General features: G+C 65.9%; 16 protein-coding genes and 1 pseudogene. 7 read left to right on the top strand and 10 right to left on the bottom strand.

Annotated features, from left to right (window positions below):
- Positions 1 to 28: 28 nt before the first annotated feature.
- Positions 29 to 1,135 carry an ABC transporter ATP-binding protein gene (locus QM701_RS14125; RefSeq protein WP_415167681.1) on the bottom strand — a complete coding sequence of 369 codons (1,107 nt, stop codon included), beginning with the start codon at positions 1,133 to 1,135 and terminating at the stop codon, positions 29 to 31.
- A gap of 359 nt (positions 1,136 to 1,494) precedes the next feature.
- Between QM701_RS14125 and QM701_RS14120 the strand changes: the two genes are divergently transcribed.
- The 3 genes from QM701_RS14120 to QM701_RS14110 all read left to right on the top strand — a co-directional run bounded on the left by QM701_RS14120 (position 1,495) and on the right by QM701_RS14110 (position 4,640).
- Positions 1,495 to 2,541: a LacI family DNA-binding transcriptional regulator gene (locus QM701_RS14120; RefSeq protein WP_415167680.1), complete on the top strand. Its 1,047-nt coding sequence runs from the start codon at positions 1,495 to 1,497 to the stop codon at positions 2,539 to 2,541.
- Positions 2,542 to 2,683: 142 nt separating this feature from the next.
- Positions 2,684 to 3,526: an inositol monophosphatase family protein gene (locus tag QM701_RS14115; protein ID WP_415167679.1), complete on the top strand. Its 843-nt coding sequence runs from the start codon at positions 2,684 to 2,686 to the stop codon at positions 3,524 to 3,526.
- An 82-nt stretch (positions 3,527 to 3,608) separates the two neighbouring features.
- On the top strand, positions 3,609 to 4,640 hold the full coding sequence (locus tag QM701_RS14110; RefSeq protein ID WP_415167678.1) for an ABC transporter substrate-binding protein: 1,032 nt from the start codon (positions 3,609 to 3,611) through the stop codon (positions 4,638 to 4,640).
- A gap of 350 nt (positions 4,641 to 4,990) precedes the next feature.
- On the opposite strand, the gene QM701_RS14105 is transcribed toward QM701_RS14110, so the two are convergent.
- Positions 4,991 to 5,209 carry a hypothetical protein gene (locus QM701_RS14105; protein ID WP_415169453.1) on the bottom strand — a complete coding sequence of 73 codons (219 nt, stop codon included), beginning with the start codon at positions 5,207 to 5,209 and terminating at the stop codon, positions 4,991 to 4,993.
- Here QM701_RS14105 and QM701_RS14100 point away from each other — a divergent pair.
- From QM701_RS14100 to QM701_RS14085, 4 genes and pseudogenes are all read left to right on the top strand, one after another.
- A pseudogene (locus QM701_RS14100) lies at positions 5,130 to 5,675 on the top strand (ABC transporter permease); the annotation flags it as partial. The gene QM701_RS14105 and the pseudogene QM701_RS14100 overlap by 80 nt on opposite strands.
- 271 nt (positions 5,676 to 5,946) lie before the next feature.
- Positions 5,947 to 6,828, top strand: coding sequence for an ABC transporter permease (locus tag QM701_RS14095; protein ID WP_415169399.1), 882 nt, complete (start codon positions 5,947 to 5,949; stop codon positions 6,826 to 6,828).
- Entirely contained in the window at positions 6,825 to 7,928 is a 1,104-nt protein-coding gene (locus QM701_RS14090; RefSeq protein ID WP_415169398.1) for an ABC transporter ATP-binding protein, read from the top strand. Before QM701_RS14095 ends, QM701_RS14090 begins: the two co-directional genes overlap by 4 nt.
- Before the next feature lie 356 nt (positions 7,929 to 8,284).
- Positions 8,285 to 9,112: an NAD(+)--dinitrogen-reductase ADP-D-ribosyltransferase gene (locus QM701_RS14085; protein ID WP_415167677.1), complete on the top strand. Its 828-nt coding sequence runs from the start codon at positions 8,285 to 8,287 to the stop codon at positions 9,110 to 9,112.
- A gap of 56 nt (positions 9,113 to 9,168) precedes the next feature.
- Here the strand turns inward: QM701_RS14085 and QM701_RS14080 are convergent, their stop codons facing one another.
- From QM701_RS14080 to QM701_RS14045, 8 genes are all read right to left on the bottom strand, one after another.
- The gene (locus QM701_RS14080; protein WP_415167676.1) at positions 9,169 to 9,702 is read right to left on the bottom strand and encodes a pyridoxamine 5'-phosphate oxidase family protein; all 534 of its coding nucleotides are present in this window, start codon (positions 9,700 to 9,702) and stop codon (positions 9,169 to 9,171) included.
- 64 nt (positions 9,703 to 9,766) lie between these two features.
- The gene (locus QM701_RS14075; protein ID WP_415167675.1) at positions 9,767 to 10,309 is read right to left on the bottom strand and encodes a gamma-glutamylcyclotransferase family protein; all 543 of its coding nucleotides are present in this window, start codon (positions 10,307 to 10,309) and stop codon (positions 9,767 to 9,769) included.
- 3 nt (positions 10,310 to 10,312) lie between these two features.
- Positions 10,313 to 11,131, bottom strand: a complete 819-nt coding sequence (gene anfO / locus QM701_RS14070; RefSeq protein WP_415167674.1) for a Fe-only nitrogenase accessory protein AnfO — start codon at positions 11,129 to 11,131, stop codon at positions 10,313 to 10,315.
- A gap of 45 nt (positions 11,132 to 11,176) precedes the next feature.
- On the bottom strand, positions 11,177 to 12,574 hold the full coding sequence (gene anfK, locus QM701_RS14065; protein ID WP_415167673.1) for a Fe-only nitrogenase subunit beta: 1,398 nt from the start codon (positions 12,572 to 12,574) through the stop codon (positions 11,177 to 11,179).
- A gap of 11 nt (positions 12,575 to 12,585) precedes the next feature.
- Positions 12,586 to 13,014 (bottom strand): Fe-only nitrogenase subunit delta, encoded by a 429-nt coding sequence (gene anfG, locus QM701_RS14060; protein WP_415167672.1) that lies wholly within the window; start codon positions 13,012 to 13,014, stop codon positions 12,586 to 12,588.
- A gap of 11 nt (positions 13,015 to 13,025) precedes the next feature.
- Positions 13,026 to 14,609 carry a nitrogenase iron-iron protein, alpha chain gene (gene anfD, locus QM701_RS14055; protein WP_415167671.1) on the bottom strand — a complete coding sequence of 528 codons (1,584 nt, stop codon included), beginning with the start codon at positions 14,607 to 14,609 and terminating at the stop codon, positions 13,026 to 13,028.
- A gap of 46 nt (positions 14,610 to 14,655) precedes the next feature.
- The gene (gene nifH / locus QM701_RS14050; protein WP_415167670.1) at positions 14,656 to 15,483 is read right to left on the bottom strand and encodes a nitrogenase iron protein; all 828 of its coding nucleotides are present in this window, start codon (positions 15,481 to 15,483) and stop codon (positions 14,656 to 14,658) included.
- A 265-nt stretch (positions 15,484 to 15,748) separates the two neighbouring features.
- A complete protein-coding gene (locus QM701_RS14045; RefSeq protein ID WP_415167669.1) occupies positions 15,749 to 17,338 on the bottom strand; it encodes a sigma 54-interacting transcriptional regulator in 1,590 nt (529 codons plus the stop codon).
- Positions 17,339 to 17,446 lie beyond the last annotated feature (108 nt).

Genomic DNA, 17,446 nt, shown 5'->3' with positions numbered 1-17,446 from the left:
CGGCCGCCGCGGGCGCCGGGCATCCGGCTCACGACGGCCGCAGGGCTGCCCGGGCCGGATCGCGCGCGAAGACGTGCAAGGCCGGCGCCGGAACGCTTACGGTGGCGAGGTCCCCGGCATGCGCCGGAGTCGGGTGATCGATGAAGAAATGGCCGCAGTCCGTCCTGATCTCGCAGCGGTAGCCGCCGCCGAGGTAGCTGACCTGGGCGATCGTGCCGGGAATCCTCAGGCTGTCGCCGCCGGCGCTGCCCGAGGTGTCCAGCGAGGCCATCTCGCTGCGGAAATGCACCTGCACCGGCCCGGCCGGCGGCCGCGGTGCGCCGTCTTCGGCCAAGCGCACGCAGGCCTGCGGCACGCCGGGAATGCGCAGCACCAGTTGGCCGGCGTCCCGCTCGGCCTCACAATCGACGACGTTCTCCGCGCCCATGAACGCGGCGACGTAGGGGGTCACGGGATGCTGGTACACCTCCTCCGGCGAGCCGATCTGGGCGATCCTGCCCTGGTCGAGGATGACCACCTGGTCAGCCATGACCATCGCCTCCTCGCGGTCGTGCGTGACCAGGATGGCGGTGACGCCGAATTGCTGCTGGATCGAACGGATTTCGTGGCGCATCTGCAGGCGGATGCGCGCGTCGAGGTTGGACAGAGGCTCGTCGAGCAGCAGGATCTCGGGTTCCACGGCCAGCGCTCGCCCGAGCGCGACGCGCTGGCGCTGACCGCCGGACAGCTCGTTCACCGAGCGGTCGCCGTAGCCCTCCAGCCCCAACATCGACAGCAGGTCGTCGACCCGGCGCCGGATCTCGGGTTTCGGCACGCGGCGCAGCTTCAGCCCGTAGCCCATGTTCTGCGCCACGCTCATGTGCGACCACAGGGCGTAGGACTGGAACACCATGGCCATGCCACGGCGCTCGGGCGGCTCGTCCTGGATGTCCCGCCCGTTGACCGTGATCGAGCCGCCGCAGGCCGGGGTGAAGCCGGACAGGGTGCGCAGCAGCGTCGTCTTGCCGCAGCCCGACGGCCCGAGCAGCGCGACGAAGCTGCCCGGCGTGATCGCCAGGTCGATGCCCTTGAGCACCTCGTTCGCGCCGTAGGCCACGCGCAAGCCGCGCAAGGAAATGATGGGTTCCGCCAGCATTGTTTTCCCCCGATCCGTCGCTGCCGACCGCTCACTCCGCCGCTTCGCCATGCTTCGTCTCCGGCTTGCACACCTGTCCAATCACGCCAGATTGGCAGACGAAGATGACGAACCCGTTACAAGACACCGTGTTGCAAAGAACTGCCGATGTTCACCTCATTGCCACATTTGCGAATTACACTCTGATATGAAAAGGATTTTTCTTTTTACTACCGGTTTTTCCGTCCTGTTCCGGCTCGCGGGCGCCGCGGATTGGAAAAACGGCGGCGAGCCAGTATGATGCTAGTTAATCAAGCACACGTGTGCAACTTTTTAAGAGCGAGCGCGGACGATTTAGTTCCGAACCGGCGGATGAGACCATGGCAAAGAACGGAGAAAGCCAGCCCGGCTGGGCCACTGCGGCCGACGTGGCGGCCCGGGCGGGCGTCTCGCGCTCGGCCGTTTCCCGCACCTTCACGCCGGGGGCGAGCGTGTCGAAGGCGACGCGCGAGCGGGTGCAGAAGGCGGCGGACGAGCTCGGCTACCAGGTCAACCGCCTGGCGCGCAGCGTCATCCAGAAGCAGAGCACGCTGGTCGGCGTGGTGGTGCCGGGCATGAACAACGAATTCGTGGTGCAGCTGCTCGGGCCGATCGTGCGCCATCTGGCGCGCTACTCGCTGGCCCCGCTGCTGATGGACGTGCGCGACCCGGTGCAGATGGAAAGCTCGCTGCGCTACCTGCTGCAGTACCGGGTAGCCGGGGTGATCTTCACCTCGGGCTCGCCGCCGATCGAGCTGGCGCGGGAATACCTGCGCCTGCAGGTGCCGGTGGCCATGATCAACCGCGGCGCCAGCCTGGAAAACGTGGACGTGGTCAGCAGCGACAACCATCTCGGCGGTTCGCTGGCGGCGCGCTGCCTGATCGCCACCGGCGCGCGCCGGCTGGCCTACGTCAATCTGCCGAGCGGCACCTACTCGGGCGTCTCGCGGGCCGCCGGCTTCAGCGAGGCCGCCGCGCTGTCCGGCCAGGCGGCGATCAGCGTCGAGCTGCTGCAGGGCAAGCTGTCCGGCTACGAAGGCGGCGCGGCCATCGCCGAGCAGCTGCTGGACCGCCCGCCGGAACAGCGGCCGGAAGGCGTCTTCTGCGCCAACGACACGCTCGCCTTCGGCTTCATGGACGTGGCCCGGCACACCTTCGGGCTGCGCATTCCCGAGGACGTCGTCGTCGTCGGCTTCGACGACGTGCCGCTGGCCGCGGCGGCGTCCTTCCGGCTGACCACCGTGCGCCAGGACATCGAAGGGCTGGCGCGCGAAGCCGTCGACCGCCTGGCCGAGCGCATGGCCGACCCGTCCGTGCCAGCGCGCTCGCAGACCCTGCCGGTGGAGCTGGTGGTGCGCCAGACGACCCTGCCGCCGGCGCCGCGCTGAGCGCCAAAACAGAAAATCGTTTCGATTAATTCCGTTATTGCAAATCGTTTTCCATTGACCTAAACTGCACACGTGTGCAGCACCGGTCGCACTTGCTGCATCCCACCCGGCACTTCCGATTCCAGTTCCAAGGAGGCCATCCATGCGGCAGCCCGCCGATGCAGCACCGTCCCGCCTGCTGGAGTCCCGCTACTTTCTCGCGCAGACCGTCGCCCGGCACGCGGGTATGATGGCGCTGGACCTGTTCCGCCGGCGCGATCAACTGGTGATCGAGTTCAAGGGCACGCAGGACATGGTCAGCGCCGCCGACCGCGACGTCGAACGCTTCATCAAGAACCAGGTCCGGGCCGTCTTCCCGGCGGACGGCTTCCTCGGCGAGGAAGGCGGCATCGACCTCGCCGACGCCGAATTCGTGTGGGTCGTCGACCCGATCGACGGCACCGCGTGCTTCGTGAACGGCATGCATTCCTGGTGCGTCTCGATCGCCGTCCTGCAGCGCGGCGAGCCGGTGATCGGCGTGGTCTTCGATCCGAACGCCAACGAACTCTTCCACGCCCGCGCGGGCGGCGGCGCCTTCTGCGGGGAAAAGCCGATCGCCGTGCATGCGGGCCAGTCGCTCAAGGACGGCGTGCTGGGGGTCGGCACCTCGTTCCGCGTCGGCGTCGGCGACTTCATCCCGTTCCTCGAAGCCGTGCTGCGCGACGACGGGATGTTCATCCGCAACGGCTCCGGCGCGCTGATGATCGCCTACGTCGCCGCCGGGCGCCTGATCGGCTACTTCGAGCCGCACATGAACGCCTGGGACGCGCTCGCCGGCTTCGTCCTGGTCCGGGAGGCGGGCGGGCAATGCAACGCCTTCCTGGACAACGGCGGCCTCCTGCGCGGCAACGCGGTCATCGTCGCCAACCCGGCGGTCTGGCGGCGGCTCGCCGCGCACGCGGGGCTGCCGCCGGTCGCCGCGCCGGCGGCCGTCGCCGCCAGGTAATACGGAAATCCTCCGGGGGGCGCGCCCCTGCGTCGCCTCCCGCTTGATCGGCCCACACCAACACACACGAAGGAGAGGGAACATGACACGACGTCTTCTGCACACCATCTTCGTTTCGGCAACGCTCGCGCTGCCGCTCGCCGGCCACGCCGCCGAACAGCTCAACGTGCTCTGTGCCTCCGACAACGAGTGGTGCGAACTGATGCGCAACACCTTCCAGAAGGAGACGGGCATCGAGGTCTCGATGGTGCGCAAGAGCGCCGGCGAAATCTTCGCGCAGATCCGCGCCGAGGCCGCCAACCCGAAGACCGACATCTGGTGGGCCGGCACCGGCGATCCCCACCTGCAGGCGGCCAACGCCGGCTTCACCGAGGTCTATCAATCGCCGCAGCTGCCGAAGCTGCACGCCTGGGCGCAGGAGCAGGCCCGCATTTCCGGCTACCGCACCGTGGGCATCTACATGGGCCTGCTCGGCATCGGCTACAACCCGGAAGTGCTGCAGGCCAAGAAGCTCGCCCCGCCCAAGTGCTGGAGCGATCTGCTCAAGCCGGAATTCGCCGGGGAGATCCAGATCCCGAATCCGAACTCGTCGGGCACGGCCTACACGGCGATGGCCACTTTCGTGCAGCTGTACGGCGGCGAGAACGAGGGATTCGCCTACATGAAATCGCTCGGCAACAACGTCAGCCAGTACACCAAGTCGGGCTCCGCGCCGGCCAAGGCGCTGGCGCGCGGCGAAACCGGCATCGGCGTCACCTTCCTGCATGACCTGCTCAAGGAAACCATGGCCGGCATGCCGGTCGAGGTGCTGGCGCCGTGCGAGGGCACGGGCTTCGAGATCGGCTCGATGAGCATCGTCAAGGGCGCGCGCAACCTGGCCAATGCCAAGAAGTTCTACGAGTTCGCGCTGCGCGCCGACGTCCAGTCGCTCGGCATCAAGGCCAACGCGCTGCAGGTGCCGTCGAACGCCTCCGCCGAGATTCCGCCCAAGGCGCCGCGCCCCGAGAACGTGAAACTGATCAACTACGACTTCGCCAAGTACGGCGCGGACGACGTGCGCAAGCGCCTGTTGAAGCGTTGGGACGAGGAAATCTTCGCCGCTCAGAGGAAGTAGGCCGTGCGGAGAACGCTGGGCGGGTGGCTCGCCCTGATGGCGGCCGCGCTGGCGCTGCTGCCCTGGCACCAGCAGGAGGCCGGCTTCTTTTCGGGGCAGTGGCTCGCGGCCGACTGGCTGGCGAAGAAGGACGCGGCCTCGGCGTTCTACCTGATGCTGCGGCACGGCGCCGGCGAGCTGTGGCCGCTGGCCGGCCTGCTGGTGCTCGCCGCCGCGATCGTCTTCGCGCCCCTCGCCCGCGCCCTGCGCGGCCTCCTGCTGCTGGGCTGCGGAGGTGGCGGAATAGCATATCTGCTGGTGCTCGGCTTCGCGCCGGCCTGGCTCGGGCTCGGGCCGCAAGTCGGCCTGGGCTACGGCGCCCTGCTCGCCGCGGCCGGCTTCCTGTTCCTGCTGACCGGCGGCGCCGCGCTGCTCGGCGCCTGCCGGGGCGACCTGTTCGTCAGCGGCATGATCGGGCTGATCATCGCGCTCATCTCGCTGTTCGTGATCATGCCGGTCGGCCACGTCCTGGCCAAGGCCTTCGTCGACGCGGAAGGCGTGGCCGGCATCGCCTCCTTCTTCGGGCGCATGACCGACCCGCGCGTGTGGGGGCTGAACTGCCTGTCCGGCGGGCGTTGCGGCGTGGCCTGGAACACCCTCTACCTCGGCGCCATGACGGCCTTCACCTGCACCACCCTGGGCCTGTGCTTCGCGCTGGTGGTGACGCGCACGGACTTTCCCTGGAAGCGTTCGCTGCGCGCGCTGACCCTGCTGCCGATCATCACCCCGCCCTTCGTCATCGGCCTGGCGCTGATCCTGCTGCTCGGGCGCAACGGCGCGCTGACCAGCCTCGTCGCCAGCTGGCTGGGGATTCCACCGGGGCGCTGGGTGTACGGCTTCTTCGGCGTGTGGCTGGCGCAGGTGCTGGCCTACACGCCGATCGCCTTCATGGTGCTGATCGGCGTCGTCGAAGGCGTCAGCCCGTCGGTCGAGGAGGCGTCGCAGACCCTCGGCGCGTCGCGCTGGCAGACGCTGCGCCGGGTTTCGCTGCCGCTGATGAAGCCGGGGCTAGCCAACGCCTTCCTGGTCACCTTCATCGAAAGCATGGCCGACTTCGGCAACCCGATGGTGCTCGGCGGCAGCTACAGCGTGCTGTTCGACCGAAATCTACTTCGCCATCGTCGGCGCGCAGACCGACGAGGGGCGCGCCGCCAGCCTGGGCTTCGTCCTGCTGTGCTTTTCCGTCGCTGCCTTCCTGCTCCAGCGCCGCTGGCTCGGCCGCAAGTCGTACGCCACCGTCACCGGCAAGGCGGACAACGGCCAGCACGTGGCGCTGTCGCCCAAATTCTCCCGGCTGATCACCGCCGTGGTCGTGGCGTGGACCACCTTCACCCTGGTCATCTACGGCATGGTGCTGAGCGGCGGCTTCGTCAGGCAGTGGGGACGCGACAACAGCTTCACGCTCAAGCACTACATCAACGCGTTCGGCATCGACGTCGGGGAACACGGACTGCAATGGACCGGCACCGCCTGGTCGTCCTTCTTCACCAGCATGTCGATCGCCGGCATCGCCGCGCCGCTCACCGCCGTGCTCGGCATGACCACGGCGTGGCTCCTGGTGCGCCAGAAGTTCGCGCTGAAGAGCGTCTTCGAGTTCGGCACGATGATGTGCTTCGCGGTGCCGGGAACGGTCATCGGCGTCAGCTACATCCTGGCCTTCAACGTGCCGCCGATCGAGATCACCGGCACCGGCCTGATCCTCATCCTGTGCTTCGTCTTCCGCAACATGCCGACCGGGCTGCGCGGCGGCGTCGCGGCGATGAGCCAGCTCGACAAGAGCCTCGACGAAGCCTCGACGATGCTGCGCGCCGACAGCTTCACCACCGCGCGCCGGATCATCTTCCCGCTGCTCAAGCCGGCGATCACCACGGCGCTGGTGTACAGCTTCGTGCGCTCGATCACCTCGATCAGCGCGGTGATCTTCCTGGTCAGCGCCAAGTACGACATGGCCACGTCGTACATCATCGGCCTGGTGGAAAACGGCCAGTACGGCACCGCCATCGCCTATTCCAGCATGCTCATCGTCGTCATGCTCGCCTGCGTGCTCGGCGTGCAGAAGCTGGTCGGCCGCCGCCGCCTGCGCCGCCAGGACCGCGTGCTCGGCGAACTCCGGCCCCGGCCCGTCCTCGAAAAGGAACCCGCCCAATGACTCAGCCCACACCCGTTGCCCCGGACCGGAGCGGCGACGTCTCGCTGGTCTTCGACCACGTGACGAAGAAATACGGCCGCGTGCTCGCCGTCGACGACATCTCGTTCAGCATCCCGAAGGGCTCGCTGGTCACCCTGCTCGGCCCCTCGGGCTGCGGCAAGACGACCACCCTGCGCATGATCGCCGGGCTCGAATCGGTGACCGCGGGGCGCATCCTGCTCAACGGCGAGGACGTGACCCGGCAGTCCGCGATCGAGCGCAACGTCAGCATGGTGTTCCAGTCCTACGCCCTGTTCCCGCACATGACCGTGCTGGAAAACGTCGCCTACGGCCTGACCGTCGGCGGCCTGGCGGCACGCGAGGCCGACCGGCGCGCCATCGCGGGGCTGGACCTCGTCGGGCTCGCCGACTACGGGCCGCGCCTGCCCAGCGAGCTCTCCGGCGGGCAGCAGCAGCGCGTCGCCGTGGCGCGGGCGCTGGTGCTCGAACCGCAGGTGCTGCTGCTCGACGAGCCTCTTTCCAATCTCGACACCAAGCTGCGCCGCCGCGTGCGCGACGAGATCCGCGGCATCCAGCTCAAGCTCAACCTGACGGCGGTGTACGTGACGCACGACCAGGAGGAAGCGATGGCGGTCTCCGACCGGATCATCGTCATGAACAAGCAGCGGATCGTGCAGCATGCGCCGCCGCGCGAACTGTTCGAGACGCCGGCCGACGAGTTCGTCGCCGACTTCATCTGCAACGCCAACCTGGTCACCGGCGAGGCGCGGCGCAGCGAGGCCGGCCGCAGTGAATGCGTGATCGGCGGCGTGCTCGCCACCATTCCCGACCGCCAGGCGCGCCTCGGCGACGTGCGGGTGGCGGTGCGGCCGGACGCGATCCGGCTGTTCGGCGACGCCGAGCCGCACCCGCTCAAGGGCGAGGTCGTCTATGCGTCCTTCCTCGGCACGGAGATGCAGTACACACTGCACACGCCGCTCGGCGAACTGTTCGTCCGCTCGGACGAGGTGGCCGAGCCGCACCCGCTGGGCAGCCGCGTCGGCATCGGCTTCGCCGAGCGCGGGCTGGCGATCGTCGGCGCCGCCGGGTCCGCGCGGTGAGCGCATGCGCGGCTCCATGAGCCGCGCCCCGTCGTCAACTCGTCATCTTGTCCACGACTCCACACAAGCCCGTGTCGCGTTCGTGACAAGGCACGCCGGGTAGGCCTCGGTATTCATCGGCAAAAACATGTCGATAAATGCAAAAGCAGGCGCCCGGGTATCGAGGGAAAGGCTCGGGCGAGTCTTTCGCCATCTTGGCGCATATATTGCTCGGAGCAGACTTTCCGGTCTCACTCCAGGCCGTTTTCCTGCCTTGACGAGGGAAATCATGAAGTCCCCTCCCTTCACCACTTGCGTTGCCAACCGGCGGAATATCCGCGCAAACCATGCCGCCAGGGGGCTGCTCGCTTAGCCCCATGGCCACGGAAGACGACCCCGAGCGCTGGTACTGCACCAATCTGGTCGGTCTGTCGTCGTCCTTGCTGGCATCGACCGCGTTCAACCGCCATCCCCGGTCGTTGTGCATCCACGGCACGCGGGCGGCCAACCCCGGCCTGTTCCGCCTGCTCGAGAGCTGCCGCGCGCAGGACGAAGCCGCCGAGGTGTTCCAGCATTACATGGCCTTGCAGTTCAATCTGGCCGACAGTCGCCGCGAAGCCGGCGAAACCGGCTACCGTAGCAGCAGCTACGTGGAATTACTGCGCGGCTGGGGCTTCGATTCGAGCAGCCCGCAGGGCGCCGTGCTGAAGGGCTGGGTGGAAAGCCGTTTCGGGCTGCTCCCGGTGTTCCACGGCGAACGCCTGGAACGCTTTCCCTCGCCGGCCTGGGTGCGCTACCTGGAAGAGAAGTACCACAGCCGCTTCCACAACAACTGCATCCAACTCCAGCTGGACATGCTGTACGAATACTGCCAATGGAGCCTGGCGCGCTTCGGCGATGGTTCTCGAAACACTGCCGGCCACGTTTCCCTCTGGCGCGGCAGCAACGATTGCGAATGCCAGCTCGTCGAGGGCCGGCTGCGCGACGGCTGCTGCGTCATGCGCCTGAACAACCTGGTCTCGTTCAGCAGCCGGCCAGACGCAGCGGAGGTTTTCGGCGACTGGCTGCTGCAGGCAGCCGTGCCGCACGCCAAGATGTTGCTTTTTCCGGGTCTGCTCGCCGATCCGGTTTTGCGCAGCGAAGGGGAGTATCTGGTGATCGGCGGCTGCTACGAGGTCGATACGCATCGCGGCTGGCCGCATTGAACGGCATCGCCGCCGGCGCCACCCCCTTTCCTGTCGCAGCGCTCCGCAAGCTCTTCCTAGAATCCCGCAACGCCGTGCTGCTTGCCGGCGATCGTCCCGATGTCGATGCGCACGACCAGGGTGCGCTTGAGATTCTCGGACGGATAGTCGAAATGCCGGTCGGTAAAGCGGGCGACGATGGCGTCGAGCGCCCGCACCTTTTCCTCGGCGTCGCCGACGAAATGCGTTTCACCCTGGCCGATGACGGTGCGGTGCCGGGCCTCGAAGTCGCAGGCCATCTTGTCCTCGATGAGGCCGTGATCGAGGCTGACTTCGAAGCAGACGCGCGGATTCTTCTTCATGATCTCCACCTTGCTGCCCGACTGCGCGGAGTGGAAATACAGCGACTTGCCGTCGTACGCGTAGAACACTGGCACCAGGAAAGGCCGGTCGCCGTCGACCAGGGCGATGCGCATCACCTTGCCGCGCCGCAGGATGTCGTCGATGGCCTGGCGGTCGGTGATTTCCCGGTCGCTGCGGCGCATGGCGCGATGCGGATGGCCCGGCGGCATGGTGCTGGGCTGGGAGTGAGAGTGCGGTGCGTTGTCCATGAAGTTTGTCCTTGGGTACTTGGAAAGATCGTGCTTGCTCCCGGGGCGGCTTCAACCATCCTGCCTAGACGCAGCTTTCGCAGCCGAACTGCGTGATGCGCCGCGGATCGAGATGGCTGAAACGGGGTACCGAGAACCTGGCCGCCTGGCTGGGAACGGTTTGCAGGAAGTGTATATAGGAGGAAGGCAAGCCCCGCAATCGAGCCCCCTCGGAAAGAACCCGGAGATGCTCGGTGCTCGGCGGACACGGCTCGCCCAGCGTGTTGCGCACATGGCAAACCACGTCGTGGCGGTTTCCGCGTGCATCCCGCACTTCGCCGGGCCAATGGAAATGCAGGCCGGTTCCGTCCTCGCGCACGGCGTACATCAGGTCCAGCCGCTGTGCGTCCAGCAGCGACAGGGCATAGACCACGCCCCAGGTTTCGGCGCCGCGTTCGGCCACGATGGCCGCATTGCCGCCGTCCCAACGCATCGAAAGGCCATGGAAGCCAAGCCGGTGGTCCGGCAGGCAGGCGACGGCCGCGATTTCCGGAGCCTCGCAACAAGCGGCGATCTGGGCCGGATGCATCAGCGCGTCGAAAATGAAAACCAGGTGGGTGTCGGTCATCCGTCATCCCTCCGGGGGCGCCCCGGCCGGTTCGGCGGGAAGGCGCTGCCAGTCCAGCGATTCGAGGGGCCGGGAGAGCGGCAGCGCGTTGCCGCTTCCGTGCTCGCGCGGGCAGGGCAGACAGAGCACCCTGGCACCGTCGGCGAGCCCCGGCGGACGCATGCGTCCCTCGGGCGACTTGCGCGAGTGGATGCTTACGCGCAGTCCGGCGCCGGTCGCGTCAACGGGTTCCGATTCGGCGCTCAGGTCCATGCGTTCGAGTTCCCAGGCCATCCATTTCGGCAGGTGGTCGCAAAGCACTTCGAGCTTGACGAACTGCCCCGCCGCCAGGAAGGGAATGAGGATGTTGCGCGACGTCGGATTGGAATGATGTTCGAGCGCCGCGCGCAGATCGATCCAGTAATGGCCGGGCCGGCCGTCGGCGAGGCGGACCGGCGACGGCACGGGCTGGCTGGCGCGCAGGACGATTTCGTACTTGCGCCGGGCCCGTGCCCTGTCCTCGTGCTCCCGCACTTCGGCCAGCTGCTGCTCCAGCGCTCCGTCGGATTTCCAGACGCGGAAGCCGTACTGCTCCTGCAGCAGCGAATACGGCAGGCCGCGCACCTCGTCGGAGAGCAGCACGCGGCAGCCGGGATCGAGCGCCGCGGCCAGTCCGGCGAGCGCTTCCTTGACCGCCGCCAGCGACATCCCATGGTCGAGGTGAAAGGCGAACCGACCGCATTCCCGCCAGCGTCCGTCCACCTCTTCGAAGAGATGCACCCGGCCGGGCCGGTAGAGGCTGGCCGGCCGGCCTTGCGCATCGAGATAGCAGGCGATTCTCATGGCCCCGTCTCCTCTCCTCCGCGTTTCCGTTGGCGGGCATGCGGCCTACCAGACGTTGAGTATCCATTCCTTGTTCTTCTTGTACTCCATGTCGGCGAACAAGGCGTTGGACATCTGTTCGGCCAGCCATATGGCCCCCTCGTAACCCAGCACCGGATGGCGAAACATGCCGGCGCGGTCGTAGGTCGGAAAACCGACGCGCACCATCGGAATGGCGTTGTCGATGGCGACGAAGCGTCCCTTGGAATGCCCGAGGATCAGGTCGACTTCAAGGCCGCCGTTCTTGATGCGGTCTTCCAGTTCCCAGAAGTCGGCGTTGGTGACGACTTCCATCTTCCAGTCAACGTGCTCGGTCATGGCCAGCAGGCGCGGATCGTTCTTGTAGTTCACGTTGTCGTCGCCCATCAGCAGCAGGACCGGCTTCATTTCCAGATCGATGCAGAATTCGGCCAGACCGATCACCAGGTCCGGATTGCCGTAGATGACGACTTTCTTGTCCGCCAGGAACATGTGCGTGACGTCGGTCAGCGCATCGATGGCCACGCCGCGCTCCTCGACCAGCGAAGCAGGAATCGGCTTGCCGGTGAGCGTCCTCAGGTTGCGCAGGAAGGTATCGGTATTGCGGATGCCGATCGGCGTCGGGCCGACGATGGTCGGCAGGCCAAACTCGGATTGCAGCCATTCGGCGGCCTTGCCGCCCTCGTAGCGGTTGAGCGCGACGGTGCCGATGGCGTCGGCCGTGCCGCGCAGATCCTCGACCGTGGTGTTGCCGTGCGAGACGGCGCTGCCGTCGGGCAGCATCGGCGAATCGAACTTCTCGATCTCGAACAGCACCGTGGCGTCGATGTCCATGGCGCGCAGCAGGTGCTTGAGCGCCTTGACGTCGCCCGGGTTGACCCAGCCGGTGATCAGGTTGAGCTTGCCATTGGATTCGCCGTTCCTGCTCTTCGCCGCGAAATACTTGACGAAGTCGCGTACCGCCACGTCGTAGCCGCTGATCATGCTGCCGACGAAGCTGGGCGAATGGACAGGCACCAGATAGACTTCGCGCCCGGCGTACTTCTCCTTGAGCAGGCCTTCGTTGAGCTTGCGGATGACGCCATCGATGTCGTCGCCGATCACCTCGGTCGAGCAGGTGGTGATGATCGGCACCACCTTGACGTGCGGGTAGCGCGCCAGCAGCACGTCAACGCCTTTCTCGACGCGGTCGAGCGCACCGAACACCGCGCCGTCCTCATGCACCGAGGACGAAGCCAGTTCGAAGCTCTCCTTGTAGTGCTGCGAGAACATCAGGCGCACGAACATCACGCAGCCTTGCCCACCGTGCACGATGCCGATGCAGTCCTTGATGCCGATGCTGGCGAACTGCGCACCGGCCGGCTGGCAGGTGAAAATCGGATTGATCGTGCCGATGCGCTCTTTTTCCTTGATTTCGCAGGCCATGCCGGGTCTCCTCAATAATTCAGTACGGTCAATTCGAGATTGAGCGAACCGTCGATCGTCAGCCAGTCCATGCGGGCATGCAGCAGCCCCATCAAGGCCTTGATCTGGTCCTTGGGCAGCGCCGGCAGCCACGGAAAGCGTTCGCGGCAATTGCGGTCGAGCATCACCGCGTCCACCCAGTAGCACTTCTCCTGCAGCGTCGGATTCTCGACCGGTTCGCCGCACAGGAGCAGCGTCGCCTTGCCGAGAATGCCGGCGTTCTGCTTGCGGCGGTCCCAGCCGCGCGAATTGAACTGCCACAGGCAGTGCTTCATGATGTAGTTCTCCAGCGGCGCGACGCGTTCGCGCATTTCCGGATCAGCGCCGGCCAGCGGATCTTCCTGGTACACGCGCTCGTATTTGCGGGCGGCCAGGACCTTCGGGCTCGATGTGTATTGCATGTGGCGACTCCTCAGCCGTTGACGACGCGGGCTTCGGCGTCCGGCTCCGTGGCGCGCTCGAAAACCGGGTAGGTCTTCTGGCGCAGGTAGCTGACGCTGTCGAATTTGCCGGTGTATGGCCGCGTATCCGTCGAGGAAGCGACGTTTTCGGGCAAGTCCTGGTCGGAAAGCATGCGGCGCGTGACGAAACCCTGGCCGGCGGGAATCTCGTCCTTGCTGATGTCGAGCAGGGCGAGGCGGTGGATCGGCGAATAGACGGCGTTGTAGATGTCGCGCGCAAAACGCACCCAGCCCTCGAAGCCCTTGTACGGCCCGTTGTGGTAGCCGTGCGCGTTGAGATAAGGCACGTTGACCTTCTTCGCCACTTCGCCCGGCCGCTTGCCGGTGAAGATCACGTCGGGCTTGAGCATTTCCAGCGCTTCGAGGCCCTCCAGCTCGTTCGGGTCGTCGATTGCCAGCGCGCCCTCGCCGCAGCGCGCCACGCCCTTCTCCATGTCGCCCTGGTGGCCGAATTTGGTGTAGACCGACACCACCTTGACGCCCATTTCCTCCTGGATGGCGTTGGCCCAGTGCCACAGCTTGGAGCCGCCCGGCCAGAGGCAGACCTTCTTGCCCTGCAGGCGCGCCTTGTACCAGTCGAGTTCCGGTTTCCAGCGGGCCGTTTCCTCTTCGATGATTTTCTCGGCGCGCTCCTCGATGCCGAAGAACAGGCCGATCTTGCGCAGCGAGTCGCCCAGCGCCTTGAAGCCGAAACCGTCGATGTCCAGCCGCGGAATGCCGTAGCGCTCGCGCAGCTCGTCGCAGATGTACTCGGCCGAACGCGCGCATTCGAGCACGTTGAGATGGGCGCGGTGCATGCCGCGCAGGTCGTCGTACTTGCCGTTGCCGGTGAAGGTCGACAGCACCTGGATGCCCATGCGCTTGAAGAAATCGAGCATCACCTCCTGGTCGCCCTGGATGTTGTACTCGCCGACGTAGTTGATCACGTAGTCGCTGGTGATCTCCGGCTCCAGCGTGCCGACCTTCTGGTTGATCCAGGCGATGTTGATCTTGTGGTGGCCGCCCGACTGGCTCGGGCCGGCGAAGCCCGGCGAGTTGCAGACGAAGATGTCCACCTCCGGCATTTCGTCCATCACCTCCTGCGCGATGGCGTCGATGTCGTCGCCGATCAGCGCCGTCGCGCAGGTCTGGTAGATGGTCATGCGCTTGGTGTCGGGGAAGGCCTTGAAGGCTTCCTTGATGTTCTGCTTCAGGAGCTTCTCGGCGCCGAAGACGATGTGCTTCTCCTTGACGTCGGTGGCGAAGGTGTACTTCAACTGGAAGTTGTCGTTGTCGCTGATGTAGCGCTTGGTCTGCCAGGTGTCGTAGGTGCAGCCGACCGGACCGTGGCTGATGTGGATCACGTCCTTCATCGGCGTGCCGATCACGTGCTTGGCGCCGCAGTAGGCGCAGCCGCGCTCCGAGATCGAGCCCGGAATGGTGTTCAGGTAGCCCAGCGGCAGACAGGACGTGAGGTTTTCGCCCTGGCCCTTGGTCACCGCGTGCTTCTTGCGCTCGGGGATGACCTTGCTGCATTCGAACTCATGGTATGGCATATGGATTCTCCGGAGGTGGAGCGCGGCAATCGGCCCGGCCGCCCGCTCAGTTGACGAGGCCGTACTTGACCACCATGGATTCGAGCTGGTCCATGGTCAGCGGCCGGGGAATCACGAAGTCCTCGTTCTCGATGATCTTGCGCCCCAGCTCGCTGTATTCGAGCGCCTGGTTCTCGCCGGGGCTGAATTCGGTCACGGTTTTCTTGTTGAACTCGGCTTTCTGCACGATGTTGTCGCGCGGCACGAAATGGATCATCTTGGTGCCGATGGCGGCGGTGAACTCCTCAAGGAACTCCTTCTCGCCGTCCACCTTGCGGCTGTTGCAGATGATGCCGCCCAGGCGCACGCCGCTCTGTTTGGCGTACTTCACCAGGCCCTTGCAGATGTTGTTGGCGGCGTAGATGGCCATCATCTCGCCGGAGGCGACGATGTATACCTCCTGCGCCTTGCCGTCGCGGATCGGCATGGCGAAGCCGCCGCAGACCACGTCGCCGAGCACGTCGAAGAAAACGAAATCGAGATCCTCGGTATAGGCGCCGTTGCCCTCCATCAGGTCGATGGCGGTGATGACGCCGCGGCCGGCGCAGCCCACGCCCGGTTCCGGTCCGCCGGATTCGACGCAGCGGATGTCCTTGAAACCCACCTTGATCACCATGTCGTTGGTGACCTTTTCCGCGCCTTTGTCGCGCAGCACGTCCATCAGCGTCTCCTGCGGCTTGCCGCCGAGGATCAGGCGCGTCGAGTCGGCCTTGGGATCGCAGCCGTGGATGAACACCTTCTGGTCATGGAAATAGGCCATCGCCGCCGCCGTGTTCTGCGTGGTGGTCGACTTGCCGATGCCGCCCTTGCCGTAGATTGCAATCTTGCGTGTCATGCTGGTCTCCTGTCTTTCGAAACGGACGCCGGGCTTTGCGGCGCCCGGACGACTTGCCATTCGACGCATCGGAACGCCCGCGGACGCAGACGGCATTCACGGAATGCTACGAACTCGTCCGTCTCTTTGCAGAAAGCGTGCCACTTGCACAACCCGTTGATTTCACGAATAAGCCGGCAAAATCGCAGGAGATTTTGCACGTCCGCGCAGTTCGCGCGCGAACGCTTTGTCGGGATTAGTTCCTACCCGTACAGCCGGCGCGGGGTCAGCGGAAATCCTTGTACGCCAGCTTGTAGCGATCCATGCGCAGGCCGAGGATGCGCCGCGTCAGACCGAGTTGTGCGGCGGCGACCGTCATGTTGCCGTGATTGGCCTTCAGGGCGTCGACGATCATTTCGTATTCGACGGCGGCCAGCCTGGCGTCGAGGCTGCCGCCGGAGGCGGCGGCCTCGACGACCGGCATCTGCAGCGATGCCGGCAGGTGGTAGCCGTGGATCGCGCCGTCCTCGGCAAGCAGCATGGCGCGCTCGATGACGTTCTCCAGTTCGCGCACGTTGCCCGGCCAGTGGTAGCACAACAGCATGCTGATCGCCGGCGTCGAGATGCGCTCGACCGGAACTTCCATTTCGCGCGAGAACTTGGCGACGAAGTGGTCGGCCAGCGCGATGACGTCGTTGCCGCGGTCGCGCAGCGGCGGAATGGTGATCGGAAAGACGTGCAGACGGTAGTACAGATCCTCGCGGAAGCTCCCCTTCTCCACCATCTCCGCCAGGTTGCGGTTGGTGGCGGCCAGGATGCGGATGTCCACGTGGATCGGCGCATTGCCGCCGACGCGCTCGAAGCTTCTCTCCTGCAATACGCGCAGCAGCTTGGCCTGCATCGGCAAGGACATCTCGCCGACCTCGTCGAGGAAGATGGTGCCGCCGTCCGCTTCTTCGAAGCGTCCCCGGCGCTGGGCCGTCGCCCCGGTGAAGGCGCCTTTTTCGTGGCCGAAGAGTTCGCTTTCGATGACGCTTTCCGGCAGCGAGGCGCAATTGAACTTGACGAAGGGACCGTTCGCCCATGGGCTGTTGAAATGGATGGCGCTGGCCACCAGCTCCTTGCCCACGCCGCTCTCGCCGAGAATGAGCACCGTCGTCTTGGAGCGGGTGACCCGTTCGATCAGCTTGTACACCTCAAGCATGGGCTTGGCATTGCCGATGATGTTGGTCGGCCGGAATTTTTCCCTGAGCGCCTTGCGCAGGCGCAGGTTCTCGTCCTCAAGCTCCTGGGTGAGCTGATGCTCGACGAGGTAGAGTTCGGCGGCCTGCGCGGTCATGGCGGCCAGCACGGACAGGATCTTGAGGTCGAGTTCGAGCAGGCGCGGATTGTCGTACAGGCGCTCGGCGCTGATCGTTCCCATGACCTTCCGGCCGCGCTTGATCGGCACGCAGAGAAAGGAGCGCTGCGTGTCGGCCGGACCGGCGCCGCGGCTTCCGGTGCGGTTGAGGAAATCCGGCTCGTCCCCGATGCGGGGAACGACGATCGCCTCGCCGCTTTCCACCACCTTGCCGGTGACGCCTTCGCCGAGCAGATACACCCCCTTGGCCTGTTCCTCCTCGCTCAGCCCGAGGCTCCGGTGGATGAAGATCTTCCCCGTCGTCGGGTCGTACAGGTTGACCATGCCGCGGATCACTTTCATGTGCCGCTGCATGATGCGCAGCAGGATCCTCAGGAGCTGGCCGAGTTCGCCGCTGCCGCCGGCGAGTTCGCTCATTTCGTTGAGCAGGGGAATGAGATCGGTCCGGCATTCTCCAAGATCGATCTCGCAAAAGCGCGGATACGGACCCGCGATTGGCTGACTGGTCGCTTGCATCGTCGTTCTCCTGCCCGGAAACGACGGCCCGGAGGCAGGCACGTTCCGGCGCATCCCATGCGCGATCGCCGGCACACGCGGCAGGCCGATCACTGCGTTATATACAAA

It is taken from the genome of Propionivibrio sp. (assembly GCF_047602565.1).
Taxonomy (GTDB): domain Bacteria; phylum Pseudomonadota; class Gammaproteobacteria; order Burkholderiales; family Rhodocyclaceae; genus Propionivibrio.
The sequence above is the reverse complement of the archived record's forward strand: the minus strand, read 5'-3'. Positions and strand labels throughout refer to the sequence as shown.

Excerpts from the sequence above, each read along its gene's own strand:
- QM701_RS14105 (WP_415169453.1), bottom strand. The coding sequence starts at position 5,209 with ATGCGCCCGAAGAAGGAGGCGATGCCGGCCACGCCTTCCGCGTCGACG.
- anfD (WP_415167671.1), bottom strand. The coding sequence starts at position 14,609 with ATGCCATACCATGAGTTCGAATGCAGCAAGGTCATCCCCGAGCGCAAG.
- anfK (WP_415167673.1), bottom strand. The coding sequence starts at position 12,574 with ATGGCCTGCGAAATCAAGGAAAAAGAGCGCATCGGCACGATCAATCCG.
- QM701_RS14075 (WP_415167675.1), bottom strand. The coding sequence starts at position 10,309 with ATGACCGACACCCACCTGGTTTTCATTTTCGACGCGCTGATGCATCCG.
- QM701_RS14085 (WP_415167677.1), top strand. The coding sequence starts at position 8,285 with ATGGCCACGGAAGACGACCCCGAGCGCTGGTACTGCACCAATCTGGTC.
- anfG (WP_415167672.1), bottom strand. The coding sequence starts at position 13,014 with ATGCAATACACATCGAGCCCGAAGGTCCTGGCCGCCCGCAAATACGAG.
- QM701_RS14110 (WP_415167678.1), top strand. The coding sequence starts at position 3,609 with ATGACACGACGTCTTCTGCACACCATCTTCGTTTCGGCAACGCTCGCG.
- QM701_RS14090 (WP_415169398.1), top strand. The coding sequence starts at position 6,825 with ATGACTCAGCCCACACCCGTTGCCCCGGACCGGAGCGGCGACGTCTCG.
- QM701_RS14080 (WP_415167676.1), bottom strand. The coding sequence starts at position 9,702 with ATGGACAACGCACCGCACTCTCACTCCCAGCCCAGCACCATGCCGCCG.
- QM701_RS14115 (WP_415167679.1), top strand. The coding sequence starts at position 2,684 with ATGCGGCAGCCCGCCGATGCAGCACCGTCCCGCCTGCTGGAGTCCCGC.
- QM701_RS14120 (WP_415167680.1), top strand. The coding sequence starts at position 1,495 with ATGGCAAAGAACGGAGAAAGCCAGCCCGGCTGGGCCACTGCGGCCGAC.
- anfO (WP_415167674.1), bottom strand. The coding sequence starts at position 11,131 with ATGAGAATCGCCTGCTATCTCGATGCGCAAGGCCGGCCGGCCAGCCTC.
- QM701_RS14045 (WP_415167669.1), bottom strand. The coding sequence starts at position 17,338 with ATGCAAGCGACCAGTCAGCCAATCGCGGGTCCGTATCCGCGCTTTTGC.
- nifH (WP_415167670.1), bottom strand. The coding sequence starts at position 15,483 with ATGACACGCAAGATTGCAATCTACGGCAAGGGCGGCATCGGCAAGTCG.
- QM701_RS14125 (WP_415167681.1), bottom strand. The coding sequence starts at position 1,135 with ATGCTGGCGGAACCCATCATTTCCTTGCGCGGCTTGCGCGTGGCCTAC.